We start from the raw sequence: 21,688 nt of genomic DNA, 5'->3' as shown, positions 1-21,688 counted from the left end.
GCTATTCAGAGTGGAAACTGTCATGAGTTTTTTTGAATTACGCGCCGGCAAGACGTCTTCTCTTACTGTGCTCGCGAGCGCACTAATGCTTACTACCCCCACTTTTGGCTTCGCCGCTGAAGAGACGACGACCTACAACGAAGTAATCGAGCAAGGCCGAGCACTGTTCGACAAATACGGTATCAGTCATGATTTACCAAAACTGGCCATCAGCTCTCTAGTTCAAGGCGAGCATTTGGTCGAGCATGCCCACCGAAGTGTTAAAATCGGTGATAGCGTTCGCGATTCGTCCGTCTACTTGGTTAAGAACACCGATAACAAAGGCAACATTGATCTGCGTATCAAGTACAACCCTGAACAACTCGATGAAAATGAAAAAGTACTTGATGAGATCGAAGCTTTCACACGAACAGAATACCGCCTTCGAAACTACGCGGAGAGTTTTGATCCGTCATCAGTAAGAGCCAAAGAGGATCAGAATGGTAATGTGATCATCAGTTTTAATTACTCAAAATACGGTCTTCCTCAAGATATCGCCTACTTTCGCTTTTTAAGCGTTGATATTGAGTTGGTTAATGGTGAACCGAAACGTATGGTCATTACCAACGATAAACCGTTCACACATCACAACTACCAAGTGGATTCTTACGATCAAGAGATCCTCTTCCAGAAATTAACATCAGGCAAAATTGCGATTGCCAGTAAAAACACCAAGATAGTTGGTTCAAAGAAAAATAAACCCCTCGAAATGATGAGCAGCGTAAAACCGGTAGCGATTTATGAAGATAAGCTTGGCGTGCAAGTACTAGACGAAAAACGCTTGAATGAGGTCTCTGATCCACGCATGCAAGAAGCCAGTGTTAAGCTAGACCGAGTTTTTCCTTTAATGGGTGATATGGTTCGTCGTCAAGGTATCGATTTGCCTCTGCCGTTTGGTGTGTCGCTAGCGTATCGAAATCAAGATATGAATATTCCATTTAATGATTTCACGATTGAAGGCATCGGCCTTAATGAACTGTTTGATCCAGAAGACAGTGTCGGCATCGTCAGTGCTGAGAGCATGACGCTTCGTGGCGATGTAAACATCCTGCCATTTTGGAATGTATTTGGTTACATCGGAAAAGTTAATGTCGATGCCAATGTTGATGCCGCCTACACGGGTGAAGGTGGCCAGTACATAAAAGATAAGCTGAACGATAAACTGCCAGGATTAGGTGATAAGTTTTGCGATGGTTTATCTGCACTTTGTAGTCGCGGACGCTTAGACGTGCCGCTGCATTTGGAATATGACCTTCGTGGTATAGGTACAACCCTTTCGGTTGGCTATAAAGAATTCTTTGCTTCTGTCACTGGTACCTATTCGCAAACTCGCTTAAAGGGCTTAGATGATTGGGGCGATGGTATTGTTACTGTACAGCCGATGTTGGGTTATCAACTTGTCGATTATCGCACGCAGTTCTTTGTCGGAGCAGAATATCAAGGACTGGACGCTCGAATGGACGGGCATGTAAAAAGTGGTGATATCGAATTCGATTACGACATTGGTGTAGATCTTAATCAATGGGCGTTTTTGACTGGTTTCAATAAGCAAATCGGCAAAAACTACAACCTGACCTTTCTCTATAACAAAGGGGAAACTCGAGAGTCAGTAACCTTAAATCTTGGTTACCGTTTCTAGCTCTCATAAAGAGCCGGCCCCTAGACGATGGTAGGACTGCATCCTACAAAGGCGATTACTGAAACTGTCGCCGATGTCCTACCATTTGAGCCATCAATACAACAAGCCATCCAACCATTCACGGATTAATGCCAAAGCGTCAGGACGTCGCTTGTTAGATGCCGTTTAACATTTTCGGTGCACGCACCAAATGACTTTTTGGACATAACAATGACTTTACTCAATCGCTCAACTTTAGCCATTACCATCACTCTTGCCTTAGCAGCTTGCAGTGATGACTCAAGTAAACCTAGCGTTCCTAACGGCCCGAAGCCACTACAACCCTTACCACCAGAGCAAATCGCTTTGGAAATTGGCGATGCAACCATTCAAGCGACCAAAGAGTCCCTCGTCATCACGCCTCTTGATGCGGATGAAAAACTGGCAGCGGTAGAGGCGTTCAAAGGTATCCAGTTTGCGCAAGCAGACCGCTTTCAGCACAGCATTGCGGTCCCACTTGAAGGCGATATTGATGCGACTCAGTTCGGTGATGCGTGCCCGCAGTTAAAAACCACGGCACAAACGCAATCAGAAGATTGTTTGAACCTAAACATTTGGCGACCAGCAGGGACAGAAGCGTACGCAGATTTGCCAGTGTATGTCTTTATTCACGGTGGAGACTTTGAATACGGCGCGGGCTCAGAACCGCTGATTCATGGTGATATGGTGGTTGCACAAGGTGCTGACGATGGTAACCCGTTTATTGCAGTTACTTTTAACTATCGCTTGGGCTTGTTGGGCAGTGTTTGGGTCGATGGTTTGGACAACCCAGAGGGCGGTAACTTTGGCCTAGGCGATCAAAAACACGCGCTTGAATGGGTTCAACAAAACATAGAGGCATTCGGCGGCAATCCGCAAAACGTGACACTCATGGGTCAAGGTGCGGGTGCCATGTCTGTGGGAATTTTACAGCAATCAAAAGGCGATGCTGCAATCGCAGGTGAGCACTTTCAACGTGCCATCATGCAAAGCAACGCATACGGCTTTGAATATAAAAGTTACGATGTTGCCAAGAGCCAAAGGCCAGAGCAAAGTGTTGAAGATCTAACGCTACTACCACTTGAAGAGGTCATGAAGGTACAGAGCGAGATGCTTGATCCTATTCAACGTCTTAAGAACTGGGTACTGACCGCTGCGAATATTCCGGTTATAAGTCCAACACGAGACAACAGCCCATTAGCTACGTTGATGCCATTTGCGCCTTACATCGAGCATCGCCCACCAGCGTTTCTAGTGAAAGAAGTACCAGGCTATCACTTTACTGAACAAGCGATTGAGAGTGAATGGATCGTACCGACGGTAATTGGCTCAAACAGTGCAGAAAGCAATACTCTAGGCATGCTGCCGAGCCTGACATTTTTGATCCCAACTATTATTGAAATCTTGAGCCAAGAAGCGCCAGAAATCATTGAAAGTGGTGACGAAAACTTAATCGTCGAATACATGATGGAGTGGCTAGAATCGGAAACGAACTTAAACCGTTTACGCACCGAATATCGTTCATTACTCAACGATTCAGCTTCGATTGAACTCGATCTTTCTGACTTATTGGAACTGCTGCCTAGCACCGCTTATGAGGCGATGACTAAGTTGTTCTTCGGTTTGGGGAACTCCGATTCAACAACGGAGTTACTTGCTCTGGCTGACTTCTTCCCCAACGATGAAAGCGAACTAAATGGTGCGACCAAAAACATGCAGCAATTCAAAACCACGTTGCATGATTTGCTCTTCACGGGTCCAAACCGTCATAAAGTTTCAACTGAAGAAGCAACAGGGGCAACGCCAAGCTTCTACTACTTTGACTACAAACCTGGATTCAACGTATGGACTTACAATACCAAAGGTGAAAATGGCGATCTCGACGTTGGCGATTTACTCAAAAGCATCAGTTGTATTGTCGGCGCTTGCAATGCATCGGAATTACCATTTGTGTTTAATAAAGCATTAAAGCTTGATGGTTCAAGTGTTCGTCCAGGTAGCAAAGACAAAGCAATGATGAACGAGCTCTCTCGTATGTGGTTTAGCGAACGTTTATTTGAGGACTTCCAATACAACAGCGCGACTGACCGAGTATTGCTGATCGATAACGATGGCGGTATTCAATCCACACAAGACTGGGACAATGCTCATCACTCAGGCATCGATCCAAAACTGCGCCAAGGTCGCCTCAACGGTCTCGAGGAACTTGGGCTGATTCTGAGTCACATGTAACGTTATCTTCAGTCACTAATAGCTCGTTACCAAATACCTAAAAGCCAGTTCACTGGCTTTTTTCATCCTTATTCCTTGAACATCATTAGGAAGGTTTACTCATGTTTCCTAACGCCCTTCGTGCCCTGCTACTCTTTATCTTCAGCGCACTATTGGTTGGCTGTGCCCAGCCCTACCCGCAAGTTGAACCGGATTTTGAAGCCAATTGGCAAACTACTCAGCATCAAGCCGAAGTTTACTTAATTCCTAACGCTCCGGAAGCCTTTGCGCGTCGCGTTGAACTGGTTAGAAATGCTCAGCAAAGCATCGATATGACTTACTTTTCTTGGGAGAGTGACACGCTTGGTTTGATGCTACTCAATGAACTCAAGCAAGCAGCAGATCGAGGCGTGCAAATTCGACTCACTCTCGATGATCTATTGGTTTTTAACGAGAAATGGCTTGCTGATCTCAGCGCTCACGACAACATTCAAATCCGTTTATTCAATCCGTTTGATTCACGTAAGTCAGGTTGGATTGGTCGCGCCGTCAACTTCTCTACTCACCAACAACGTTTGGACAATCGTCTGCACGAGAAGTACTTCAACGTCGACCATCAATGGATGATTCTAGGTGGACGCAACATTGGCGACGACTATTTTGGTTACAGCCGCAAAGCCAACTTCTTTGATATGGATGTCTTGTTCAAAGGCAGCATTCTTCGAGCGTTCGACCAAAACTACCAACAACTTTGGGACAGCGAGCATGTCACGCCAATAGAAAACATCGTTAACGTTACCCCAAACTATTCCGCGTTTACTAAAGCGCTTAATAAAGGTGAGAAAGACAAAAGCATCATTCTGGCTGAGGTTGAAAAACAGGTTAAACACCTGACCAGTCCCGACTTCATCACTGCGCAAGTCACCCCCGTTTTCGACTCATTAAACAAGTTAGAAAACAACAAACCCTACTTTAGAAAACGTGCAGAACACCAAGTTTGGCAACAAATAGCCACTGCGTCTAAAGCCGTGATATCAACGCCTTACGTGGTACCAAGTGATGGTGAGTTTGCCTTTATTGATACCTTGATGGAGCAAAAAGCGGACATCACGTTAATGACGAACTCGTCTGCATCTAATGATTCTGGCTTTATTCCGGCTTATTACGAGGAGCATCGCCAAACCCTGTTGGATAAGGGCGTTCATATACTTGAGTACAAAAACCAAGCGAAAAATGATGACCATTACTTCCATGCGGATACTTATTATCACAACAAGACGGTGATACTCGATGATCGGCTGACTTATATCGGCTCATCAAACTTCGACCCAAGATCGGACTTCCTCAATGTGGAATTTGGTGTGTTGGTCCAAAGCGAAGCCTTTGCAGAACATGTCATGCACTACTTAAATCGACAACAAGATGAACTGTTTTGGCGAGTATCTCGAGATGGACAAGGCCAAACTCAATGGCAATCAATGAATGAGATCCATACTAAGAATCCAAACTATGGTGGATGGCATAAGGCACCTAACTGGATATTCAAGAAACTGAATGGTGAGTTCGAACTCTAAACAATCAAGGCTTAAAAAGGCTCTCTATCTGCAAGGGTGAGAGCCTTTTTAATGCCCGCTAAAACTGCGTGCCTAGTGAGAAGTGAACGCGGAATTGGTCTCCTTGCGGAGCATCTAAACCATAAGCAAAGTCCACTTTGACAGGCACGTATTTTGAGTTCCATATCAAACTCAGCCCTGTACCGCTTTTCCAATCCACCCTATCGTTGAAGGCATCACCAACATCATAAAATGCCCCAAGCCACAGTTGGCGGTAGACCTGATATTGATATTCCAGCCCAGCAGTGAACATGTAACGAGCACCCGTTAAATCGCCATTTTCATCTCTCGGAGAGATAGACTCATAACCATAACCACGAAGATTGCCATCACCTCCCGCAAAGAAGCGTAACGAGGATGGAATATCGCTCAAAGTGTCAGCGACATTAATACCGACATTGGAACGAAAGTGAAACTTGTGTTTTGCACTAATGTCCCAAGACAGAACACTATTGCCCTCAATACGCAGCAAACGAGAATCGGAGAAAAAATTGGGGTCTGAGTATTCCAATGAGTAAACGTGACGGTGCTTTACTTCTAATTGATCGTTCTTGCGATCAAGTAGTGAAAATATCACCCCCGGTAATAACAACTGTGATTCGTTATTCTCCGACGCTTGTCGATAACTTTCTTGCAAATAACGAACGTGCATGGTGCTTTGCCAATCACTGTCTAACTGCCAGTGCTTTTCAAACGATAAATCATTAGAAAAACTCGATGTATCTCGATAATCGACATGCTTAGATTCAAACTGAATCCCGTAGTAATCCGTTAGAACATTTTGTGTGGGAATTTTATAACCAAGTAATAGAGATTGTTCCGGTTTGGAAACGTACGCTTGTGCCTCAAAACTGTGTCCACGTGCGTTGTACCAAGGCTTGGTCCAGTTCAGCGAAGCGCGTAATCCCAAGTCTGTCGAATACCCTCCACCGACTTGCACAATATTGCGTGAATTCGGCTCTGCGAGCACTTCTATCGGCACCTTATGACCATCGGATATCTCCTCGAAATCCGCTTTCACAATCACACTGCGAAACCAATCAGTACTGGAGAGATCGGCCTGATATTGACTCAATTTCAAAGTATCAAAATCGTCGCCCCGCTCAAATGTTCTCATCGCTTCTATTCGAGCCGTTTCGATACCCGACGTAAGGACAGACAGCTCTCCAAATTGGTAACGAGAACCACTAGAGAAATGCAGATTCACATGGGCTTGATTCAAACTTGGAATGACTTCCAAAGACGATTCGATAAAACGTCCATCCAAGTAACCTTTTTGCTGAGCCAATGAAATCAAGTTTCGCTTTAGCGTATCGTACTCAGAATGAAGCAACGGCTGCCCTTGTTTAAGTTTAGCTTGATTAATTAGTTCGATGAAATCCTGGTCGTTACTGGCCTCCCCCGACACAGCAAGGTTAGATTTTTTGACCAACATCACCTCCCCTGCGTCAACCTCAAGCGTGATGATATCATTTTCCGATCTCTTAACATTGAGCTCGGAATGATAGTAGCCATAAGGGTTTAACGCATTATTAACCATCTGCGTTAGTCGATTTGAGGTAATGTTTGAAACAGAGAGTTTCGTTAGTGGTGTAAGGTGACTTTCAAGATTTTTCTCTAATATTGGTGTTAGCCCTTTGATTTTAAATTGCGCTCCGAGTGCATGATGTAAAGGCATAGAAGCTAAAACTGATATACCTATTATTTGTTTAATGTGAGGAGACACACCGCTACCTAGTTTAGCAATACACTCGACAAGGTTAATGATGGAATGGCATATCTGTTAATCGCGTTTGTAGGATTGCTCCCTACGAAATCCTCTCGAAAATTCACGTTTCACAAGTAGATTCTTTGAACAATAAGTGGGCTCAAGCTAGGAGGTGGCAAATCATGCGGTCTGAAATAGGTATACTGTTTGCCAAAAATACAAAACCCAACGCTGAATGGATCTCATCAAGCGTTGGGTTACATTGATAATGTGTTTTTTAATCTAAAAAGCGGTCTGTTTGTAAAACTAGATCGAAGAACAGTTTCCTTTTTCTGCCATGTCGACTTTTAGTACTTCTGCTTTACCTTTGCTTTCGTCTACGAGTTCTACGCCCGCACCACCAACAAATACACCCATTTTAATGTATTGATTAACGAAATAATTACGGCCCTCTTCCGTTAAGATAGTTAAGTGATTTTCAGAAAACTCAGACTCTGTACTTACTTGATGTTCTTTATTGCCTTCGACCTCATGGTAGAAGAATACACCAGGAGCGGTTTCACCAATACATTCCCCATCGACGTAAACATACTTTTTAAGCGCTGCTCCGACAAAAGCATCTTCTCGGTAAATGTAAATCCCTGCGTTCCCCTTTTGAGGTGCTTCAAATGATTTCATTTGATTTGATACTGTCGAATCAACAGTAGGAACAGAAGCACAACCTGACAAACCCAAAAGGAATGCGGAACACAGAATTACTTTATTTTTCATGTTATTAACCTAGCTACGATAAAATCGCGCCAACCATACTATAAATAAATACGTTCACTTATTGGTATTTTTGAAATTTGTGATTCAACCTATGCAATAGCACTCATTTAGCGTATAGATTGAGCAAACATTAGCCATATAATAATCACGAGAATAAAATGCCCTGTATCTAACGATCACTAAATGCCACTTTACTCGCTAGACTGATAAGTAGAATACCTGAAACACCTTCAAGAGTTCTTGAATAACGCTGAGAGTGTGGACGACTAAATACCCAATTACCCACAGAGGCGTACAAAACGTTACATGTCGTCGCAAGTACGCTGAACAGCAAGCCAAGTACTAATAATTGCATTGATGTTGAGCTTGCAGACGTATCAATAAATTGAGGCAGAAACGAGAGAAAGAATAGCGCTACTTTTGGATTCAAGACGCTGACGATAACCCCCTGAACAAACACATTTTTATTATTATCAACATTTTTGTTTTCAACGATTTTACTTTCTCCACGCCACATAGACAGTAATGACTGAACACCTAAATAAACTAGGTAAGCGGCCCCTAACCATTTAACAACGCTAAAAGCCAAAGATGAACTCAGAATTATTGCTGACAAACCTAAACATGCCGCTAGTGTATGAAAAAAGTAACCAATACCAAGCCCCAGAGCCGCTTTCAGCCCAGCAGATAATTTACCTTTCATTGTATTGGAAACAATATAAATTACATCAGGTCCAGGAATCATGTTGATAGCGAGACAAGCGACAACAAATAATAATAGTGAGTTTGAATCCATTCTTTTCTCCAAATTAACGTCTTGCGGGATAACATTTCATCGAACTACAAGTAATGCAACGTCCAGGTTTCAATTGGTTATATTTAGTATTAACAACACGTTACTAATACTACAGCACTGCGCGAAGAGCACAATCATGAACAGTGATACGAATTAAATTATGGGCCTTTGTTAGCCCTTTGAATGATAATATTTAGCATCGTTTGGTTGTAAGCTTTTTCTAGCCAGCAGCTCTTATGGAAGTTAACAAATCGGCTACTTAGTATACTTAATAGACCGTCAAATCAGATAGATTACCTATTCTTATTTCTTCAAGCCTTTTTTGCTTCATTTTCCTGCCTCACTAAGCAGCAACTTAATACTTGCCACACCAAAAAATAACGCGAACACGCCTTCAAAAACTGCTTTGGATCTGAGATAGGTTTGCCTGACCTTTTTATACGCGAAAAGAAAAGCATAGCCAAAGAAAACCAAAGCACTAACCAGCCCTACAACAAAAATGACCGACAACAATTCCAACGGACTGGCCGTAGGAGGAACCCCTATCGAATAAAGCGCACCAAAAAACAGAATAGCCTTTGGGTTAGTTAAGTGAATTAACACTCCGGTTAAGTAGTTACCCTTCTCTGTCGTTACGTATGTTTTGGGTAACTTTAGCTGCTCGATGTTGCAGGCAGAATGTACGGACTTTAAAGCCAAATATAAAAGATAAAATGCCCCACAATATCTAAGAATTTCAAAAAGCCAAACATTGCTATAGAGTATGGTTGCGAGACCAAAAGCGGCTGAGGTTGACCAAAATAAAGACCCCGTTAAAACACCTGCAGCCAAATACCCACCAAAGCGTCGACCGTGGTTCATTGACGTGCCTGCTATCGCAAGAGTCGCAGGTCCGGGGCTAGCGATGGCAGCGATAGCTGATACGACAATCAGTGAATAATTTATCTCTTCCATTTTTACTCTAAGCCTCCAAATGGAGTTTTATCAACACTTATCGCGGAATACTCTATTGAACGTACATCAGAAGCGTAATACTGATTAAAACACCAAGTGTCACGAATCGAGTTGAGATTATTTGGTATTTTACTACTCCAAAATAACATCAAATCCGCCATAAATGAGACGCTTTCCATCAAAGGGCATTGGGTTATTGTCTGGACTCATTCGAGGATCACCCATGATCCGCAGCCACCCTGAGTCTCGAACTTCTTTTGAAGGCCAGACTACCCACGAAAACACAACGGTTTCGTTGCTTTCAGCGTTAACTGCCATGGGAAATGATGTGATCTCACCATCTGGTACTTCACTCCCCCACGTCTCAACAACCTTTAAGGCCCCAAACTCCCTGAACATTTCTGCTGCTATTTTTGCGTGTGCGATATACTTTTCTTTATTCGCTGTCGGCACTGCAGCGACAAACCCATCAATGTATGACATAAGTAAACTCCTTTCATTGGAGTTATAACCATAGCTCAATAAAAAGAATGCACATGATGCCAAACCATAGAAGCAGGTACGTAATACAGCTTGAGAGCTACATTCCTAGCTTGGACTTTATATGCATATTTGAAAGGTATGTGTTTGGATCAAGCTTGGTTAGCATATTTATAATCTCCAAAACACTCGAATACTCAATACGTTCCTCTTCAGCATGCCCGATCCCACCTATTGTAAAGTGAGTAAAGCGGTAATCACGATAAACGTTTTGCAGCTGGCTAGAAATATCTTTGAGTAATCTTTTACTGAGGGCGAATGCAGGGTATTCACTACTTTCTGAAAGCTCTGCTGTAGAGCCAATAGATACAATATTGCATTTATCGTTAAGTGAACCTAAAGCGTTAAGCTCATTGACTAAATTAAGATACCCAATCGGACCAACATTCATAAACTCAATCAGTTCGTTTGTTGTCAATTCTGAAGACTCTCCCCACATCGACGCCAAATAAACTATGATGTCAAACTCTACACCTTTGAAGCACGTATAATCTGGCTTTTTACCGGGATCAACGTCAATACAAACAGAAGCGACTCCCTCCTCAACTAGCTTTGATCTAGAAATCGCATAAATTTCTGTACCCTGTAAGTTCGTAGCCAAGAACCTTCCTAGACCCTTACTACCTCCAACGATTAAAATCTGCATAACCCTATTCCTTGGTTAAGGTTGTCTTTCATATTGTCCGCCAAACTGTTCATTAGGCATCACTTTAACGTTTCTGTTGTTTGCTTCTAGCCCTACTTAGTTCTATCTTCAATTTCATCGAATGGTTCAACTGAAATACGCTCTGCAATTTCACTCATCTTCTTCATTTTTTCTGGGTTACTAGTTCCCCAAAACCGCTCCCAGTCTTCACGTGTTCGCCACTTGGCAATAGTTAAAACCTTTTCCGGTACATCGTAAGAACGAAACATAAAACTACCAAGCGCCCCTTCTACTGACTGATGAATTGAATCTGTCGTCGAACGCCATATATTTTGAAACTCATCCATTTTTTCACTTGGCACACGCCATTCATACACAACTCTAAACATAACACTTCCATTAAAATTTCTAGATTTAATACGGCAAAGTATTAAGAACACTAAGCCAGGTGAATAGCTGAATAAAGCAACATAGTAGAGCGTAGAGCAACATGAAAAGCAAAGTGTAAACGCTCTAAATCACTGCGATTCGATTAGTCATGCACACATTCAAAGATTTCGTATTGCCGTTTAACATTGGCTGTTACTTTTCCCCAATGTGAGGCTTGAACTCTTTCCTGATGTTGTTTAAAAGAGGCTTTGTCGACGAACTCCTCATAGACATCAAAACGAAACGGATTAGTCGAGCTTTGAGTCACAAGAAAACTAAGGCAGCCCGGCTCTTCTAACGTGAGCCTTTTGTGAGTTATTAACGCATGTTTTACTAATTCTAGATCCTTTTCCGGAACTAAAATAAAGCCTTTCAATGTAACTTTCGACATATCATCCTCCCGCCCCTATCGTGTAGCGTTTCGTTAAGAAGTAGCCAACACGCCCTCAATCTCAACCATCATATCGCAAATGTGAATCTCACCATGAATTAAATGCCACGTGTTAGGAATCTATTTCTAATGCCCTATCGACTTACGAGCATAAGGTTATCTCTACCCTTTCTTTGCCTTTACCGATGTTCTTGCGTTTTAATTGAATTTGGCCGACTTCTGATGTGCGCTTTAAGTGAGTGCCACCGCAAGGCACTTGCGCAAACCCATCCACTCTCCAATACCTTCTTTCACTCTCTTGATCGGAAAAGTCACTAATAATAACTGAATCAGAGTTAATCAAATCTTGCACATCAGTTTCAATTTCTTTCAATAGCGGGCCAATACTTTCAGACCACTCGAAATCTATGCGACTCTTATTTTCAGAAATATGCGCGCCTATCTTAACAATGCCTTCCCGACGCTGATAAAACATCTCGAGCACCACTTCAGCCGCAAAGTGTAGCTTCATTAAGGCGTATCTACGCTTCCAATCAATATTCGTAGTTACAATGTCACCAAGAGTAAAATTTGGAGAGGATTCCAATGTGTAAATAAGTCGAACACCTAACTTTTGAGCAATCAAAACCGGAATACCATTAATCGTTCCTTTATCACTCTCTTGGCCTCCAGACTCTGCAAAGAAGATAGTCTGGTCCAATTCAACCTTATTTCCGTCTACATTGCTCACTCTTGAGTTAAGTTCTGTTTGGTAGGGATTAACCCAAAATAATTTCTCGCTCATGCTGCTATCCTTGCAGTAAGTCCTATCTTTGATAGTACATTCAGTGACCACCAAGTCAATTCAAGAAACCTCACCGTCAAATGTAAGGCTGTGTATAGAGCACGAGCAGGCTAGACCTATTAGATGCGTTTAAGGCCGGATACTAAACGCTGTCTAGGGGTTTAGCTAACAACCCGTAAATTGCGGAATCTGAGACTACTCCATTCACTTCCCAACGCTGCCTTAGGAAACCTTCCTTTATAAAACCTAACCGTTCCAAGACTTTACCTGAAGAAGCATTGTCTGGATCTATCTCAGCCTCGATTCGACGTAGATTCAGTGTTTTGAATGCGTGTTCGATTAATGCAGTTCCCGCCTCTAATACAATGCCTTTACCCCAGAAATGACGACTAACGCCAAAGCCAATTTCTGCGCGCCTAGACTCTTTCACGTGATTAAACAGCATTATCTTACCCAGAAGTTGGCCATTGCTCTTTAGGAAGATGCCTAGTGTCACTTCTGTATTGCTATTCATGGCCTGTGTACTCTTGGCTATAAATGTCCGCGCTTCTTCAATTGAAACCCAAGGGCCAGAGTTCCAATATTTCATGACCTCATGGTCTGAGAAGATGTCAAACAATTCGCTTGCATCATCTTCAACTAGCTCTCTTAGAATTAATCGTTCCGTTTCAATCTTTGTTACTAACATTTTGGAGCCAGCCTTTTGGTTTGTTATTGGTGACGAAAATACAATAAAAGTGTGAGACACGTAATACAAATGATTTCGTATGAGACTTTTAAACAAGCTCAACGCACGGTAAAAGCGCCACGTGTCACGATTCTATATTGAAGCAAATTTTAGACATTCAAGTGCGTCAACAAGTAACCGCTGAACGCATCAAAGCTTGGAGTGAGTTGATCATAAGTCCTAAACTCAGGCTCAAAATAGTCCATATACTTTATTATCGCTTAGTGACGATTTCCTTCAGTACTCTGGCTGGGTTGCCACCAACAACGACATTGTCTCCAAAACTCTTTGTAACGACTGCGCCAGAGGCTACCACCACGTTGTTCCCAAGTGTTACGCCAGGGTTGATTACGGCATGGCCACCTATCCAACAATTGTCACCAATGTTTATGGGCTTTGCTAGCTCTAAACCACTATTCCTCTCGATAGGATCTAAGGGATGAGTCGCAGTATAAATTCCAACTTGAGGCCCAAGTAAACAGTTATCACCAAACTTAACTTCCGCAACATCCAAAATCACACAACCAAAATTAGCGTAAAAATTATCTCCAACGTGAATGTTGGATCCATAGTCGCAATTGAAAGAAGATTCAACATGAATATCGTCACCTGTTGTGCCGAACAAGCGCTTAGTTATTTGAACTCGCTTTTGTTTATGCTCAACAGACGTGGCATTCAATTTTTCAGTTAGTAACCTAGCGCTCAACCTTAACTTTAATAACTCTTCATCACTTGGGTCATAAAGCTCACCTGCTAACATTTTCTCTTTTTCTGACATAAAACTTGGACTCCAATACCAATTTTCTTACAACGCTACATTAAGTATGTGAGTAACGCTACCTCCTAAGCGAGGCTGTTCCACCACGAAAACAAAGCCCGACTTGAACCCTAGTCCTCAGCGCTATCAATTTAGTGCACTACCACCACCGTTCTCACTAACTTATCACCGAGACGTTGCCTTTTTTTACCAAGAATGAAAATTGAGTCAATAAAACCGAAGAATGGAGTAATAACATTTCGAAAGAGCGACTGAAAAATATTGCACTTTTTACCCGTTCTTGCACTTATAACTGCAATGCCCAAAAGTTTTTTACCCACACTTTGACCATTTGGTAAACAATCAGAAAAAAGGTAATACGATACAGTCGCAGTTACTGCTGTAGCGCGCACAAGCTCTTTTTCAATACCGATTTCTAAGCCGACCCATAAAACGAGAGTAAAAATGCTAAAACTGACAAAAAGATCAATCATTTGTCCAACACACCTAACTCCCGGACTAGCCAAAACGTAATTTTCTAGAGTAAATTTTCCTGCATTTTTCATTTTAAAATTTGGACTAACAATTGTTTATTTGTGAACTAACGCTATTGAGACAGTAACATCCCCACTAAACCTAATCCATACTTCCGTAAAGCAAGGTCGAACCTGATTTTTCTATCTTTTCAATATATTACCACGCTTGTTCTAAAGGCTAGATTGGTAATATTTCAACATCTCTTCTTGATTAAGCGCTTTACTTTCTAACTTTTGTTGATCTTTAAAGATTTGAGCTAATGAAGGGAGAATTGAGCGATTTACTTTATAGTCATCAGACCAAAGTTTCCCTCTCATCACCGCTTTCGCACAATGAAAATACATACTCTCTATGACTATTTTGATAACAACCTTAGGATCTTTACTTCCATCGGGGCAAGCAGATATCAAGTTGGCGTCGGTGTGAATACTTGCGATTCCTTTAATACGGAGCACTTCATCAATACCATTTACCATCAATAACAACCCTACCTTGGGGTTACTAATGATATTTTTTAGACTATCGATACGATTGTTCCCCGAGCTATCAGGGAGCAACAATGTTGATTCATCTAAAACTTTTACGAAGCCAGGCTCCCCTCCTTTAGGAGAAAGATCGATATACCCTTGTGAATCAGCGGTACTTAGAACTGCAAAATGGCAGTTATTAATTAATGTAATCGCATGAACATCCAGCACAGGCAGAGCTTTATTTTTAGCTCTCGCACTTGGCTCTGCGTAAATTTCTTTTAACTGCTCTATTGTTTTAATTTCACTCATTCAATGTTATTCCTTCACTATCGTATAATGCTTTGCTTGTAAGCAAGCAGTAACTCTGACTTCTTGTATAGGCACTAGACCTAACTCATCGTAAAAATACTACAAGTACAAGTTGTCTCTTTAATGCCTTGTTATCTGAAGATTTAAAGTTTTTCACTAAACTCCCCACACTGCTTACACTTATAACCATGCTTGTAAAAAAACAGTGGAAAACCCAGTAAAATAAAAACTAAGAAAGCTGGGCTTTTACCTTTTGTAAATGCAAATAGATCTTTACTACCACATTTAGGGCAAACGTCTTTTTCTTCATCAACGTCAACTTCATTTCCCAATGATTCTGAGAAATCGCTACTAAGTATTTGTTTCGCATCTTCTGCATCACTTTCGGCCACCATCAGACGGACGCCGCCTATTGCATTTGAATAAAGCCACTGAGTATTTACCGTGTGCTCGTCAGCGATGTAACTTTCTATTCCGACACTATCTAGGCTTGCTCTCGCAATATGAGCTTCATGAGGAAAAGAAAACCTTGCTACTACAATCACATATTGCTCCTTGTGGGAAAGCGCTCCCGTAAGGTATAAGAAACGCTAATTGGAAATGCCATGTGTAGTATTTCTTTTTGAACAACTTATTAGCCCACTACAGACTAGTACATATACCCTAACCAATCTATATGGCCAACAGCCCAAGTTTTGCCGCTGATAGGTTTAACATATAAATCATCTAGTTGCTCTACAGCAACACCGTAATTTTTATGTTCATGAACGCGCAACCAAGAACTTAGAGAGTTAAGGCGCTGATAACCATTAGCCACATAAAAACGCTCCAAATCGGAGACTAAAATGATGAAGTCGACATCTTTAGTGGACGCATACTCGCTGAGTTGAGACAACATTGTTGTGCCAATACCTTGTCTTTGAACTTTGCTCTCGACACAAAAGTCACTCACACCTAATACTTTATAAATTTCATCACCAACGCGAACAACTCTGTAGTCTAATCCCATGTAACCAACTAACTGATCACCTTCGTAATTCAGAACTCTCATATGCGGGAGTTGCTTATAGTAAGAGCGAGTAACTTGATGTTCAGGAAACGACTGGTTTCTAAGAGCTTCAATTGCATTATGCTGTGCTTTAGATAACTCGATTTCTGGGTAAATATCCATATTTGACCTTTGAGTATTAATGACCTTTTGGTTACGATCCCTGTCGTTGAGTTTAACTCCGAGCGTGTCCTAACCTTGTGGGACATTGACAAATAACATAGAGTTTCTCAAAACACTACTTACAACATTTTTACTGCAAACCAATCGAAGTTGCTTAAGAACAAACACTACTTCATAGCAATGCCTACGGACCAAGCATTTGCAGCTTCTTACCCACACCCTATTCCGCCATCTGGAATTATTTTAATTACACAACGTGGGTACTCAATGTTGGTAAAAGCATTTACCGATGATTTTTCATGGCAAGTCCAAGAACAATTGGCAGATGCATATTTCGAAGCACAGAGAGTACTATCATCGGCGGAGCAACTATTAAACCAAGCTAATTTGCTAGTTCAACATGACCAACGAATTAACAACTTAGAAAAGGCTCAGTTAAATACACAAGCTCACATTTCTAGAACAAATGCCGAAGTTACAAAAGCCAATCAAAAAGCCGACGATGCATTTAAAGCGGCAAATGCTGCATTAGAGCATAAATTTGGAGATAAGGATTACTACACAGTTATCGCTTATTGTAACTCTAAAAATATCCCAATCATTCTGACCTTAGCAAAAGCTAAAGGTTTGGAAGCTAGAGCTTACACCCAAAAAATTGGAGGTAAGATCAATAAAGTTCCTGATGAACGTTGGGGACAAGTAAATGCGTATCATATTGCAGTTTTAGACCACGTTTTTAAACAGTGATTTATATCGGGAGTCCTCTGCTGAGGGCTCCAATTCCCCGTAATAAGGCTAACGCCCAGCTAAGGGGTGAGCAACGCAATACAAAAGCCGCCGCAAGCCGCCTTAATCACTAAAATCAACGCATGGTGAAAATGACACGCGTTGCGAATCCCTCTTGAACAGTTTGTTATGTGCGTACTTACGTTATGCACCAAACTGTTTTATACGCTTAGCGCCAATAAAAACTGATACTTACTTTGTTGAAGTAAGTCTAAATGGCGCTCAAACATGGGTACGCCATTGGATAAAGAAAGGGGGTAGACGAGTCCATTACCGACATACACCCCAACGTGTGCTCCGTATGAGTCAGTAGAGTCGTTGTACATCATGATATCTAGCGGCTTAAACTCAGTGACCACCTCACTAAACTCCGAGTCATCCCACCATTCACTAGAACGGTAGTTAGGTGGATTTAGACCGAAGTCTCTGAGCAGGTTATAAGCAAAGACCTGACAGTTAGCTCCAAGCGTTAAGTCTGAATCATCTTTGCAACCCGGAATGCGGGATGAAACGTATCTTACATTTTTGAATCTGTCGGGAATATCCATTTCCATTTTCTCCCAAAGCACATAACGCTGCGTTAAGTAGTGAGCAACGCTACCACCTAACCTAGACCATTGCACCGTAAACACCAAAAATCGACTTGAACAAAAAATGCCGAGCGTTGCGAATCTGCCTTAAACGCTTTGTTAAGCTTCATCTTCAGAGAACCACATAACTACTTTTTGTTCCATAAAGGCTTTAAGGATAGACAGTGATTCTAGTGCATCAGACTTGGCCAAAAGCTCAGCTGACTCAAAGCGCCCATCGATCATCTTTTTTATAAGGGAGCCTGATTTGATGCCAGCTTTAGCATGCACATACGGGTTTCTAATTTTCCTTAGTACTTCCAGTGAAACGTAAAGTTCTTCACTTATAATGCTCTCGCGCAATGAGTTATCGATAATCTTTTTAAATGACGATTCTGCAATCGTATTTTGACCTCGCATTATGAATTCGCCAGATAGAGAGTGCTCGATAAACGCTTGAGCAAGGAGCACAACAGCCATGTAGTTTCCATTGACATAGCTATTAGCTACTTCATGCAACGCAAGTTGTGATTGCATACCACCGGTTAACAACTTATCACCTTGTGGTCCAAACAATTCATTTAACTCAACAAAACGTTCAATTCTATCGGCTTTATTATGTTCTTCGTCAGCAAGAAAACTCTCGATTCCTTGCTTTTTTAGTTCTTCGTAATCCATAGTTTCTCATTGAAGCTTAACGCCGCGTTAAGTAGTGAGCAACGCTACCACCCAACTAAACTATTGTGCCGTAAACACAAAAACTAATTGAAACTAAAAATGCCACGCGTTGCGAATCTGCCTTAAACGCTTTGTTAGCTAACTTTTCTGAGCTATCTTTGAAAAGCGCTTGTCTAATTCTCGAACTTCAATCACCCATCTAACTACTCGATTTGAGTTGTCTCGCTGAGTACGACCTTTGAGCTCAATTTCATTCGCTATGCTTAATAAGAAATGCGAAAACCAAAAAAATTGGGCGTCTCCGAAAATTCTAAAGGCTAGCTTCTCATTAATTATACCTTGATCGATCATTGCATTTAAATCGGCAAAAAAGAAGGCAACTCTGGCGATAGATTTTTTCTCCATTGAGTAACTATTAGTACCATCTCGATAGCTTTTTATTATTGGTGTTATCTTTTTATCATTAGCTTCCCACTCCGTTATACACTTGAACGCAGTTGACCTGTGGGTGTGCATTTCCTCACTCCACCACATTTGATGAAGCCTTGCTACTTCAGAAGATTGATTTTGCTTTCTTTGATTACTGTATATGGCAAGAGCCCCTAAAAAGCTTCCTGCAGCACCTATCGCTGATACAATATTAGTCCAATCCGCCATATTAACTCCTTGGTAGCTAACGCCCAATTAAGGTGTGAGGCACGCAATACCGATGCCGCCGCATAACACCTTAATCACTAAAGCCAACGCATAGCAAAAATGCCAAGCGTGCCGAATCACTCTTAAATTGTTTGTTATAAGCCGCCCTTAAGCATTACGAAAGCGCTCTATTTCACTAGACCAACGCACTGAAATATCAAACAGTTGGTAGCAAAGTGCTCGAATACACTCTGGTGTGAAAATCATATACTCCTGATTTACAAACTCAAAAACGTTGCCATGGCATAAATTGTTTCTTACTCGAACGACCTCGACCATTTCAAAGTTAGGCTTTTGGCTTTCTAGACGTGCCACAAAATTATTTTCACCATCAAAGGCTAACTTTGTAACATCCAACCCGATCTCACGCGCATTTAACAACAAATTATTACTTAAGCATTTATATGCTGATGGTTCTGTGTATACGTGTGGGGAGTTTTGGTTGTTAATAATGACCCTTATAGTTGATTCAATTCCATTTAAAAATGATACAACAGCAGGTAGATAAAGCTCATTGTGCGCAGCTTGAGCGCCTTGAATGAAATAGAAGTGACATTCTGCCATTTGAATTTGTTGGGCATAAGACGTTGTATCAAAATCCTTGCCATTTAGATGCACTATTGCTTCCATGTATACTCCTAGGCTTATAACGCCCGCTTAAGTGGTGAGCAACGCAATACGATATTTCTGCAAACCGCCTAAATCACTAAACTTAACGCATGATGAAAATGCCACGCGTTGCGAATCCGTCTTGAAGCGTTTGTTAGTTGCCAAACCAAAACGCTGATTTTATGACAGTTTTAACTTTGCGAACATCAAAAATTATGTGCTTTGATGCATTATAGTCAGGCGCAGTTTCAAAGCGACTACTCAATGAAACCACGTAGAACATTCAACGCCGAAGAAAACGGACTAACAACACCAAAAAACGCTTTTGTACCGATAATCTCGCAATGCGTAGGTTCAACAAAGTCACTGAAACCACATGAACTCACCAAACCAAAGAAAACGTCATTTCAGCAAGCAATTCAGCTTTTGAAGCGACAAACTCAAAGAGCGAATTTTCAACAAGTAATGTCGTTTTAATTGTACAAACTGCTTCAAAAACAAAGAAAAAGTGAGCTTTCATTTGCCCAAAAACTGAAGCTAAAAAATGACATTACCAAACCGAGATTAACCATTTTCAGCCTAGAAATTCACTTCCAAACTTTAGCATTTCTAACCTTAAACCTTGTGATTTGGTTACGTTTATCCTCTTGGCAACTAACGCTCTGTTAAGGTGTGAAGCACGCAATGACCAAGCTGCTGCATGGCACTTCAACACTAAAGTCAACGCATATCAAAAATGCTACGCGTGCTGAATCACTCTTAAACAGTTTGTTATGTTCGTAGCTTTTGTAGTCCTCGAACTGCCCGGTTAGTCGACTCTACCAAGTCAGTCCGCTTCAATTTATCTCGAATTGCCAACGCTTCTATGAACTGTTGCTCAGCCAGTTCATAGTTGCCAAGCTCAACGTTCAATTTACCCAAATGCTGTAAACTAAAACTCAAAGAGAGCTCACAAGCAAAATCCTGGCTTTTTAGGAATTCTTTTTCAGCGCCAATCATGTCACCTGCATATTGCAGAGCTATACCTGAAGTATGGGTTGACCAGAACTTGTTCTTAACGCTAGACGTTGAAGTTTGCACTTTAGAAGCCATCCAATAAGCCAACCTGCATAGCCCGATGATTCGTAAACAATCGGCTATCAATATTAACTGCCACTCTAGCTTCTCTTTTTTGTTTGAAAGTTTGAATATGAGAGCCTTATATAGTTTTACAACAAGTTTATGGAAAACGCTAAAAGTTACCCTATCTCTTTGATACTCCACCACGTCCTCCAAGAACATAACGCCGCATTAAGGGGTGAACAACGCTAACCACCTAACTTAAACCATTGTGCCGTAAACACTAAAGCTAATTCAAACCAAAACTGCCAAGCGTTGTGAATCCCTCTTGAATGCTTTGTTAGTTGCCAAACTTAAAGCTTTGATTTGAAGTTGATTGCCGCTTTGCCAACACTAACTTTACGTACGTTGAAAAACTAAAATCAGGCGCAGATCCAAAGCGCCTGTCACTGAAACCACTTGGAACAGATAGCGCCGCAGAAAGCGGACTAACAACACCAAAAAGATCTTTTGAGAAGACAATATTACAAAGCTGACTTTCAACAAGTAAATCGGTTTCTGAAACAGAAAATCCAACCACAAAAGAAACCTGAGAACGATTTTCACAAACTCGAACGATTCAAAATTGAAGTACGAAACCCCACCAAAACACACTGACTTTAACTCTAAACATTCTGTTTAAGCTGCATTTTCCTCGTTGGCAACTAACGCCTTGTTAAGGTGTGAGGCGCGCAATACCGAAGCTCCCGCATAACACCTTAACCACTAAAACCAACGCATA

At 41.6% G+C, this 21,688-nt stretch carries 25 protein-coding genes; 4 read left to right on the top strand and 21 right to left on the bottom strand.

Going from position 1 to position 21,688, the window contains the following annotated elements; genetic code table 11:
- Positions 1–22 precede the first annotated feature (22 nt).
- The 3 genes from MTF70_RS19655 (at position 23) to MTF70_RS19645 (ending at position 5,481) form a co-directional block, all read left to right on the top strand.
- Complete coding sequence (locus tag MTF70_RS19655) at positions 23–1,678, top strand: hypothetical protein (RefSeq protein ID WP_017821369.1); 1,656 nt, start codon at positions 23–25, stop codon at positions 1,676–1,678.
- A 210-nt stretch (positions 1,679–1,888) separates the two neighbouring features.
- Positions 1,889–3,928 carry a carboxylesterase family protein gene (locus MTF70_RS19650; protein WP_205461493.1) on the top strand — a complete coding sequence of 680 codons (2,040 nt, stop codon included), beginning with the start codon at positions 1,889–1,891 and terminating at the stop codon, positions 3,926–3,928.
- A 101-nt stretch (positions 3,929–4,029) separates the two neighbouring features.
- Complete coding sequence (locus tag MTF70_RS19645; RefSeq protein ID WP_025768095.1) at positions 4,030–5,481, top strand: phospholipase D family protein; 1,452 nt, start codon at positions 4,030–4,032, stop codon at positions 5,479–5,481.
- Positions 5,482–5,539: 58 nt separating this feature from the next.
- Here MTF70_RS19645 and MTF70_RS19640 read toward each other — a convergent pair whose 3' ends face one another.
- From MTF70_RS19640 to MTF70_RS19570, 15 genes are all read right to left on the bottom strand, one after another.
- Complete coding sequence (locus MTF70_RS19640) at positions 5,540–7,198, bottom strand: autotransporter assembly complex family protein (RefSeq protein ID WP_240354737.1); 1,659 nt, start codon at positions 7,196–7,198, stop codon at positions 5,540–5,542.
- Positions 7,199–7,534: 336 nt separating this feature from the next.
- On the bottom strand, positions 7,535–7,999 hold the full coding sequence (locus MTF70_RS19635; protein WP_005377099.1) for a DUF2846 domain-containing protein: 465 nt from the start codon (positions 7,997–7,999) through the stop codon (positions 7,535–7,537).
- A gap of 169 nt (positions 8,000–8,168) precedes the next feature.
- The gene (locus tag MTF70_RS19630; RefSeq protein ID WP_033907480.1) at positions 8,169–8,795 is read right to left on the bottom strand and encodes a LysE family translocator; all 627 of its coding nucleotides are present in this window, start codon (positions 8,793–8,795) and stop codon (positions 8,169–8,171) included.
- Between the two features lie 327 nt (positions 8,796–9,122).
- Positions 9,123–9,749, bottom strand: a complete 627-nt coding sequence (locus MTF70_RS19625) for a LysE family translocator (RefSeq protein WP_064354013.1) — start codon at positions 9,747–9,749, stop codon at positions 9,123–9,125.
- Positions 9,750–9,881: 132 nt separating this feature from the next.
- Positions 9,882–10,232, bottom strand: coding sequence for a DUF1428 domain-containing protein (locus MTF70_RS19620; RefSeq protein ID WP_064354014.1), 351 nt, complete (start codon positions 10,230–10,232; stop codon positions 9,882–9,884).
- Between the two features lie 97 nt (positions 10,233–10,329).
- The gene (locus tag MTF70_RS19615; RefSeq protein ID WP_054728580.1) at positions 10,330–10,935 is read right to left on the bottom strand and encodes a hypothetical protein; all 606 of its coding nucleotides are present in this window, start codon (positions 10,933–10,935) and stop codon (positions 10,330–10,332) included.
- Between the two features lie 92 nt (positions 10,936–11,027).
- Complete coding sequence (locus MTF70_RS19610) at positions 11,028–11,324, bottom strand: antibiotic biosynthesis monooxygenase (RefSeq protein WP_054866197.1); 297 nt, start codon at positions 11,322–11,324, stop codon at positions 11,028–11,030.
- A 143-nt stretch (positions 11,325–11,467) separates the two neighbouring features.
- A complete protein-coding gene (locus tag MTF70_RS19605) occupies positions 11,468–11,755 on the bottom strand; it encodes an antibiotic biosynthesis monooxygenase (RefSeq protein ID WP_053306982.1) in 288 nt (95 codons plus the stop codon).
- Positions 11,756–11,897: 142 nt separating this feature from the next.
- Positions 11,898–12,539 carry an alanyl-tRNA editing protein gene (locus MTF70_RS19600; RefSeq protein WP_053350311.1) on the bottom strand — a complete coding sequence of 214 codons (642 nt, stop codon included), beginning with the start codon at positions 12,537–12,539 and terminating at the stop codon, positions 11,898–11,900.
- Positions 12,540–12,681: 142 nt separating this feature from the next.
- Entirely contained in the window at positions 12,682–13,227 is a 546-nt protein-coding gene (locus MTF70_RS19595; RefSeq protein WP_025768089.1) for a GNAT family N-acetyltransferase, read from the bottom strand.
- 253 nt (positions 13,228–13,480) lie between these two features.
- Positions 13,481–14,044: a sugar O-acetyltransferase gene (locus MTF70_RS19590; protein WP_005389307.1), complete on the bottom strand. Its 564-nt coding sequence runs from the start codon at positions 14,042–14,044 to the stop codon at positions 13,481–13,483.
- A gap of 131 nt (positions 14,045–14,175) precedes the next feature.
- Entirely contained in the window at positions 14,176–14,589 is a 414-nt protein-coding gene (locus MTF70_RS19585) for an RDD family protein (protein WP_031781318.1), read from the bottom strand.
- A gap of 141 nt (positions 14,590–14,730) precedes the next feature.
- Positions 14,731–15,339 (bottom strand): pyridoxamine 5'-phosphate oxidase family protein, encoded by a 609-nt coding sequence (locus tag MTF70_RS19580; protein ID WP_005389306.1) that lies wholly within the window; start codon positions 15,337–15,339, stop codon positions 14,731–14,733.
- Between the two features lie 143 nt (positions 15,340–15,482).
- Positions 15,483–15,884 carry a DUF2007 domain-containing protein gene (locus MTF70_RS19575; RefSeq protein ID WP_248394220.1) on the bottom strand — a complete coding sequence of 134 codons (402 nt, stop codon included), beginning with the start codon at positions 15,882–15,884 and terminating at the stop codon, positions 15,483–15,485.
- Positions 15,885–15,988: 104 nt separating this feature from the next.
- On the bottom strand, positions 15,989–16,510 hold the full coding sequence (locus MTF70_RS19570) for a GNAT family N-acetyltransferase (protein ID WP_005377075.1): 522 nt from the start codon (positions 16,508–16,510) through the stop codon (positions 15,989–15,991).
- Positions 16,511–16,777: 267 nt separating this feature from the next.
- Here MTF70_RS19570 and MTF70_RS19565 point away from each other — a divergent pair, with 267 nt between their 5' ends.
- Entirely contained in the window at positions 16,778–17,257 is a 480-nt protein-coding gene (locus MTF70_RS19565) for a hypothetical protein (RefSeq protein ID WP_021033918.1), read from the top strand.
- Positions 17,258–17,457: 200 nt separating this feature from the next.
- On the opposite strand, the gene MTF70_RS19555 is transcribed toward MTF70_RS19565, so the two are convergent.
- The 6 genes from MTF70_RS19555 to MTF70_RS19515 form a co-directional block, all read right to left on the bottom strand.
- Positions 17,458–17,919: a hydrolase gene (locus MTF70_RS19555; protein WP_238958985.1), complete on the bottom strand. Its 462-nt coding sequence runs from the start codon at positions 17,917–17,919 to the stop codon at positions 17,458–17,460.
- 66 nt (positions 17,920–17,985) lie between these two features.
- Positions 17,986–18,543 carry a hypothetical protein gene (locus MTF70_RS19550; protein WP_025768997.1) on the bottom strand — a complete coding sequence of 186 codons (558 nt, stop codon included), beginning with the start codon at positions 18,541–18,543 and terminating at the stop codon, positions 17,986–17,988.
- A gap of 138 nt (positions 18,544–18,681) precedes the next feature.
- On the bottom strand, positions 18,682–19,200 hold the full coding sequence (locus tag MTF70_RS19545; RefSeq protein ID WP_025768996.1) for a hypothetical protein: 519 nt from the start codon (positions 19,198–19,200) through the stop codon (positions 18,682–18,684).
- A gap of 147 nt (positions 19,201–19,347) precedes the next feature.
- Positions 19,348–19,869 (bottom strand): hypothetical protein, encoded by a 522-nt coding sequence (locus tag MTF70_RS19535; RefSeq protein ID WP_042523666.1) that lies wholly within the window; start codon positions 19,867–19,869, stop codon positions 19,348–19,350.
- A 750-nt stretch (positions 19,870–20,619) separates the two neighbouring features.
- Positions 20,620–21,129: a hypothetical protein gene (locus tag MTF70_RS24450; RefSeq protein WP_025769041.1), complete on the bottom strand. Its 510-nt coding sequence runs from the start codon at positions 21,127–21,129 to the stop codon at positions 20,620–20,622.
- A gap of 118 nt (positions 21,130–21,247) precedes the next feature.
- Positions 21,248–21,487, bottom strand: coding sequence for a hypothetical protein (locus MTF70_RS19515; RefSeq protein ID WP_025769052.1), 240 nt, complete (start codon positions 21,485–21,487; stop codon positions 21,248–21,250).
- Positions 21,488–21,688: the final 201 nt, after the last annotated feature.

Source organism: Vibrio sp. 2CM40D (assembly GCF_023161825.1).
Classification (GTDB): Bacteria; Pseudomonadota; Gammaproteobacteria; order Enterobacterales; family Vibrionaceae; genus Vibrio; species Vibrio alginolyticus.
Note: the sequence above shows the minus strand (reverse complement) of the source record. Positions and strands in the feature narration are given on the sequence as shown.

Excerpts from the sequence above, each read along its gene's own strand:
- MTF70_RS19630 (WP_033907480.1), bottom strand. The coding sequence starts at position 8,795 with ATGGATTCAAACTCACTATTATTATTTGTTGTCGCTTGTCTCGCTATC.
- MTF70_RS24450 (WP_025769041.1), bottom strand. The coding sequence starts at position 21,129 with ATGTTCTTGGAGGACGTGGTGGAGTATCAAAGAGATAGGGTAACTTTT.
- MTF70_RS19570 (WP_005377075.1), bottom strand. The coding sequence starts at position 16,510 with ATGGATATTTACCCAGAAATCGAGTTATCTAAAGCACAGCATAATGCA.
- MTF70_RS19535 (WP_042523666.1), bottom strand. The coding sequence starts at position 19,869 with ATGGAAGCAATAGTGCATCTAAATGGCAAGGATTTTGATACAACGTCT.
- MTF70_RS19605 (WP_053306982.1), bottom strand. The coding sequence starts at position 11,755 with ATGTCGAAAGTTACATTGAAAGGCTTTATTTTAGTTCCGGAAAAGGAT.
- MTF70_RS19655 (WP_017821369.1), top strand. The coding sequence starts at position 23 with ATGAGTTTTTTTGAATTACGCGCCGGCAAGACGTCTTCTCTTACTGTG.
- MTF70_RS19565 (WP_021033918.1), top strand. The coding sequence starts at position 16,778 with ATGTTGGTAAAAGCATTTACCGATGATTTTTCATGGCAAGTCCAAGAA.
- MTF70_RS19590 (WP_005389307.1), bottom strand. The coding sequence starts at position 14,044 with ATGTCAGAAAAAGAGAAAATGTTAGCAGGTGAGCTTTATGACCCAAGT.
- MTF70_RS19610 (WP_054866197.1), bottom strand. The coding sequence starts at position 11,324 with ATGTTTAGAGTTGTGTATGAATGGCGTGTGCCAAGTGAAAAAATGGAT.
- MTF70_RS19635 (WP_005377099.1), bottom strand. The coding sequence starts at position 7,999 with ATGAAAAATAAAGTAATTCTGTGTTCCGCATTCCTTTTGGGTTTGTCA.
- MTF70_RS19615 (WP_054728580.1), bottom strand. The coding sequence starts at position 10,935 with ATGCAGATTTTAATCGTTGGAGGTAGTAAGGGTCTAGGAAGGTTCTTG.
- MTF70_RS19550 (WP_025768997.1), bottom strand. The coding sequence starts at position 18,543 with ATGGATTACGAAGAACTAAAAAAGCAAGGAATCGAGAGTTTTCTTGCT.
- MTF70_RS19595 (WP_025768089.1), bottom strand. The coding sequence starts at position 13,227 with ATGTTAGTAACAAAGATTGAAACGGAACGATTAATTCTAAGAGAGCTA.
- MTF70_RS19620 (WP_064354014.1), bottom strand. The coding sequence starts at position 10,232 with ATGTCATACATTGATGGGTTTGTCGCTGCAGTGCCGACAGCGAATAAA.
- MTF70_RS19600 (WP_053350311.1), bottom strand. The coding sequence starts at position 12,539 with ATGAGCGAGAAATTATTTTGGGTTAATCCCTACCAAACAGAACTTAAC.
- MTF70_RS19650 (WP_205461493.1), top strand. The coding sequence starts at position 1,889 with ATGACTTTACTCAATCGCTCAACTTTAGCCATTACCATCACTCTTGCC.
- MTF70_RS19545 (WP_025768996.1), bottom strand. The coding sequence starts at position 19,200 with ATGGCGGATTGGACTAATATTGTATCAGCGATAGGTGCTGCAGGAAGC.
- MTF70_RS19585 (WP_031781318.1), bottom strand. The coding sequence starts at position 14,589 with ATGAAAAATGCAGGAAAATTTACTCTAGAAAATTACGTTTTGGCTAGT.
- MTF70_RS19645 (WP_025768095.1), top strand. The coding sequence starts at position 4,030 with ATGTTTCCTAACGCCCTTCGTGCCCTGCTACTCTTTATCTTCAGCGCA.
- MTF70_RS19580 (WP_005389306.1), bottom strand. The coding sequence starts at position 15,339 with ATGAGTGAAATTAAAACAATAGAGCAGTTAAAAGAAATTTACGCAGAG.
- MTF70_RS19625 (WP_064354013.1), bottom strand. The coding sequence starts at position 9,749 with ATGGAAGAGATAAATTATTCACTGATTGTCGTATCAGCTATCGCTGCC.
- MTF70_RS19640 (WP_240354737.1), bottom strand. The coding sequence starts at position 7,198 with ATGCCTTTACATCATGCACTCGGAGCGCAATTTAAAATCAAAGGGCTA.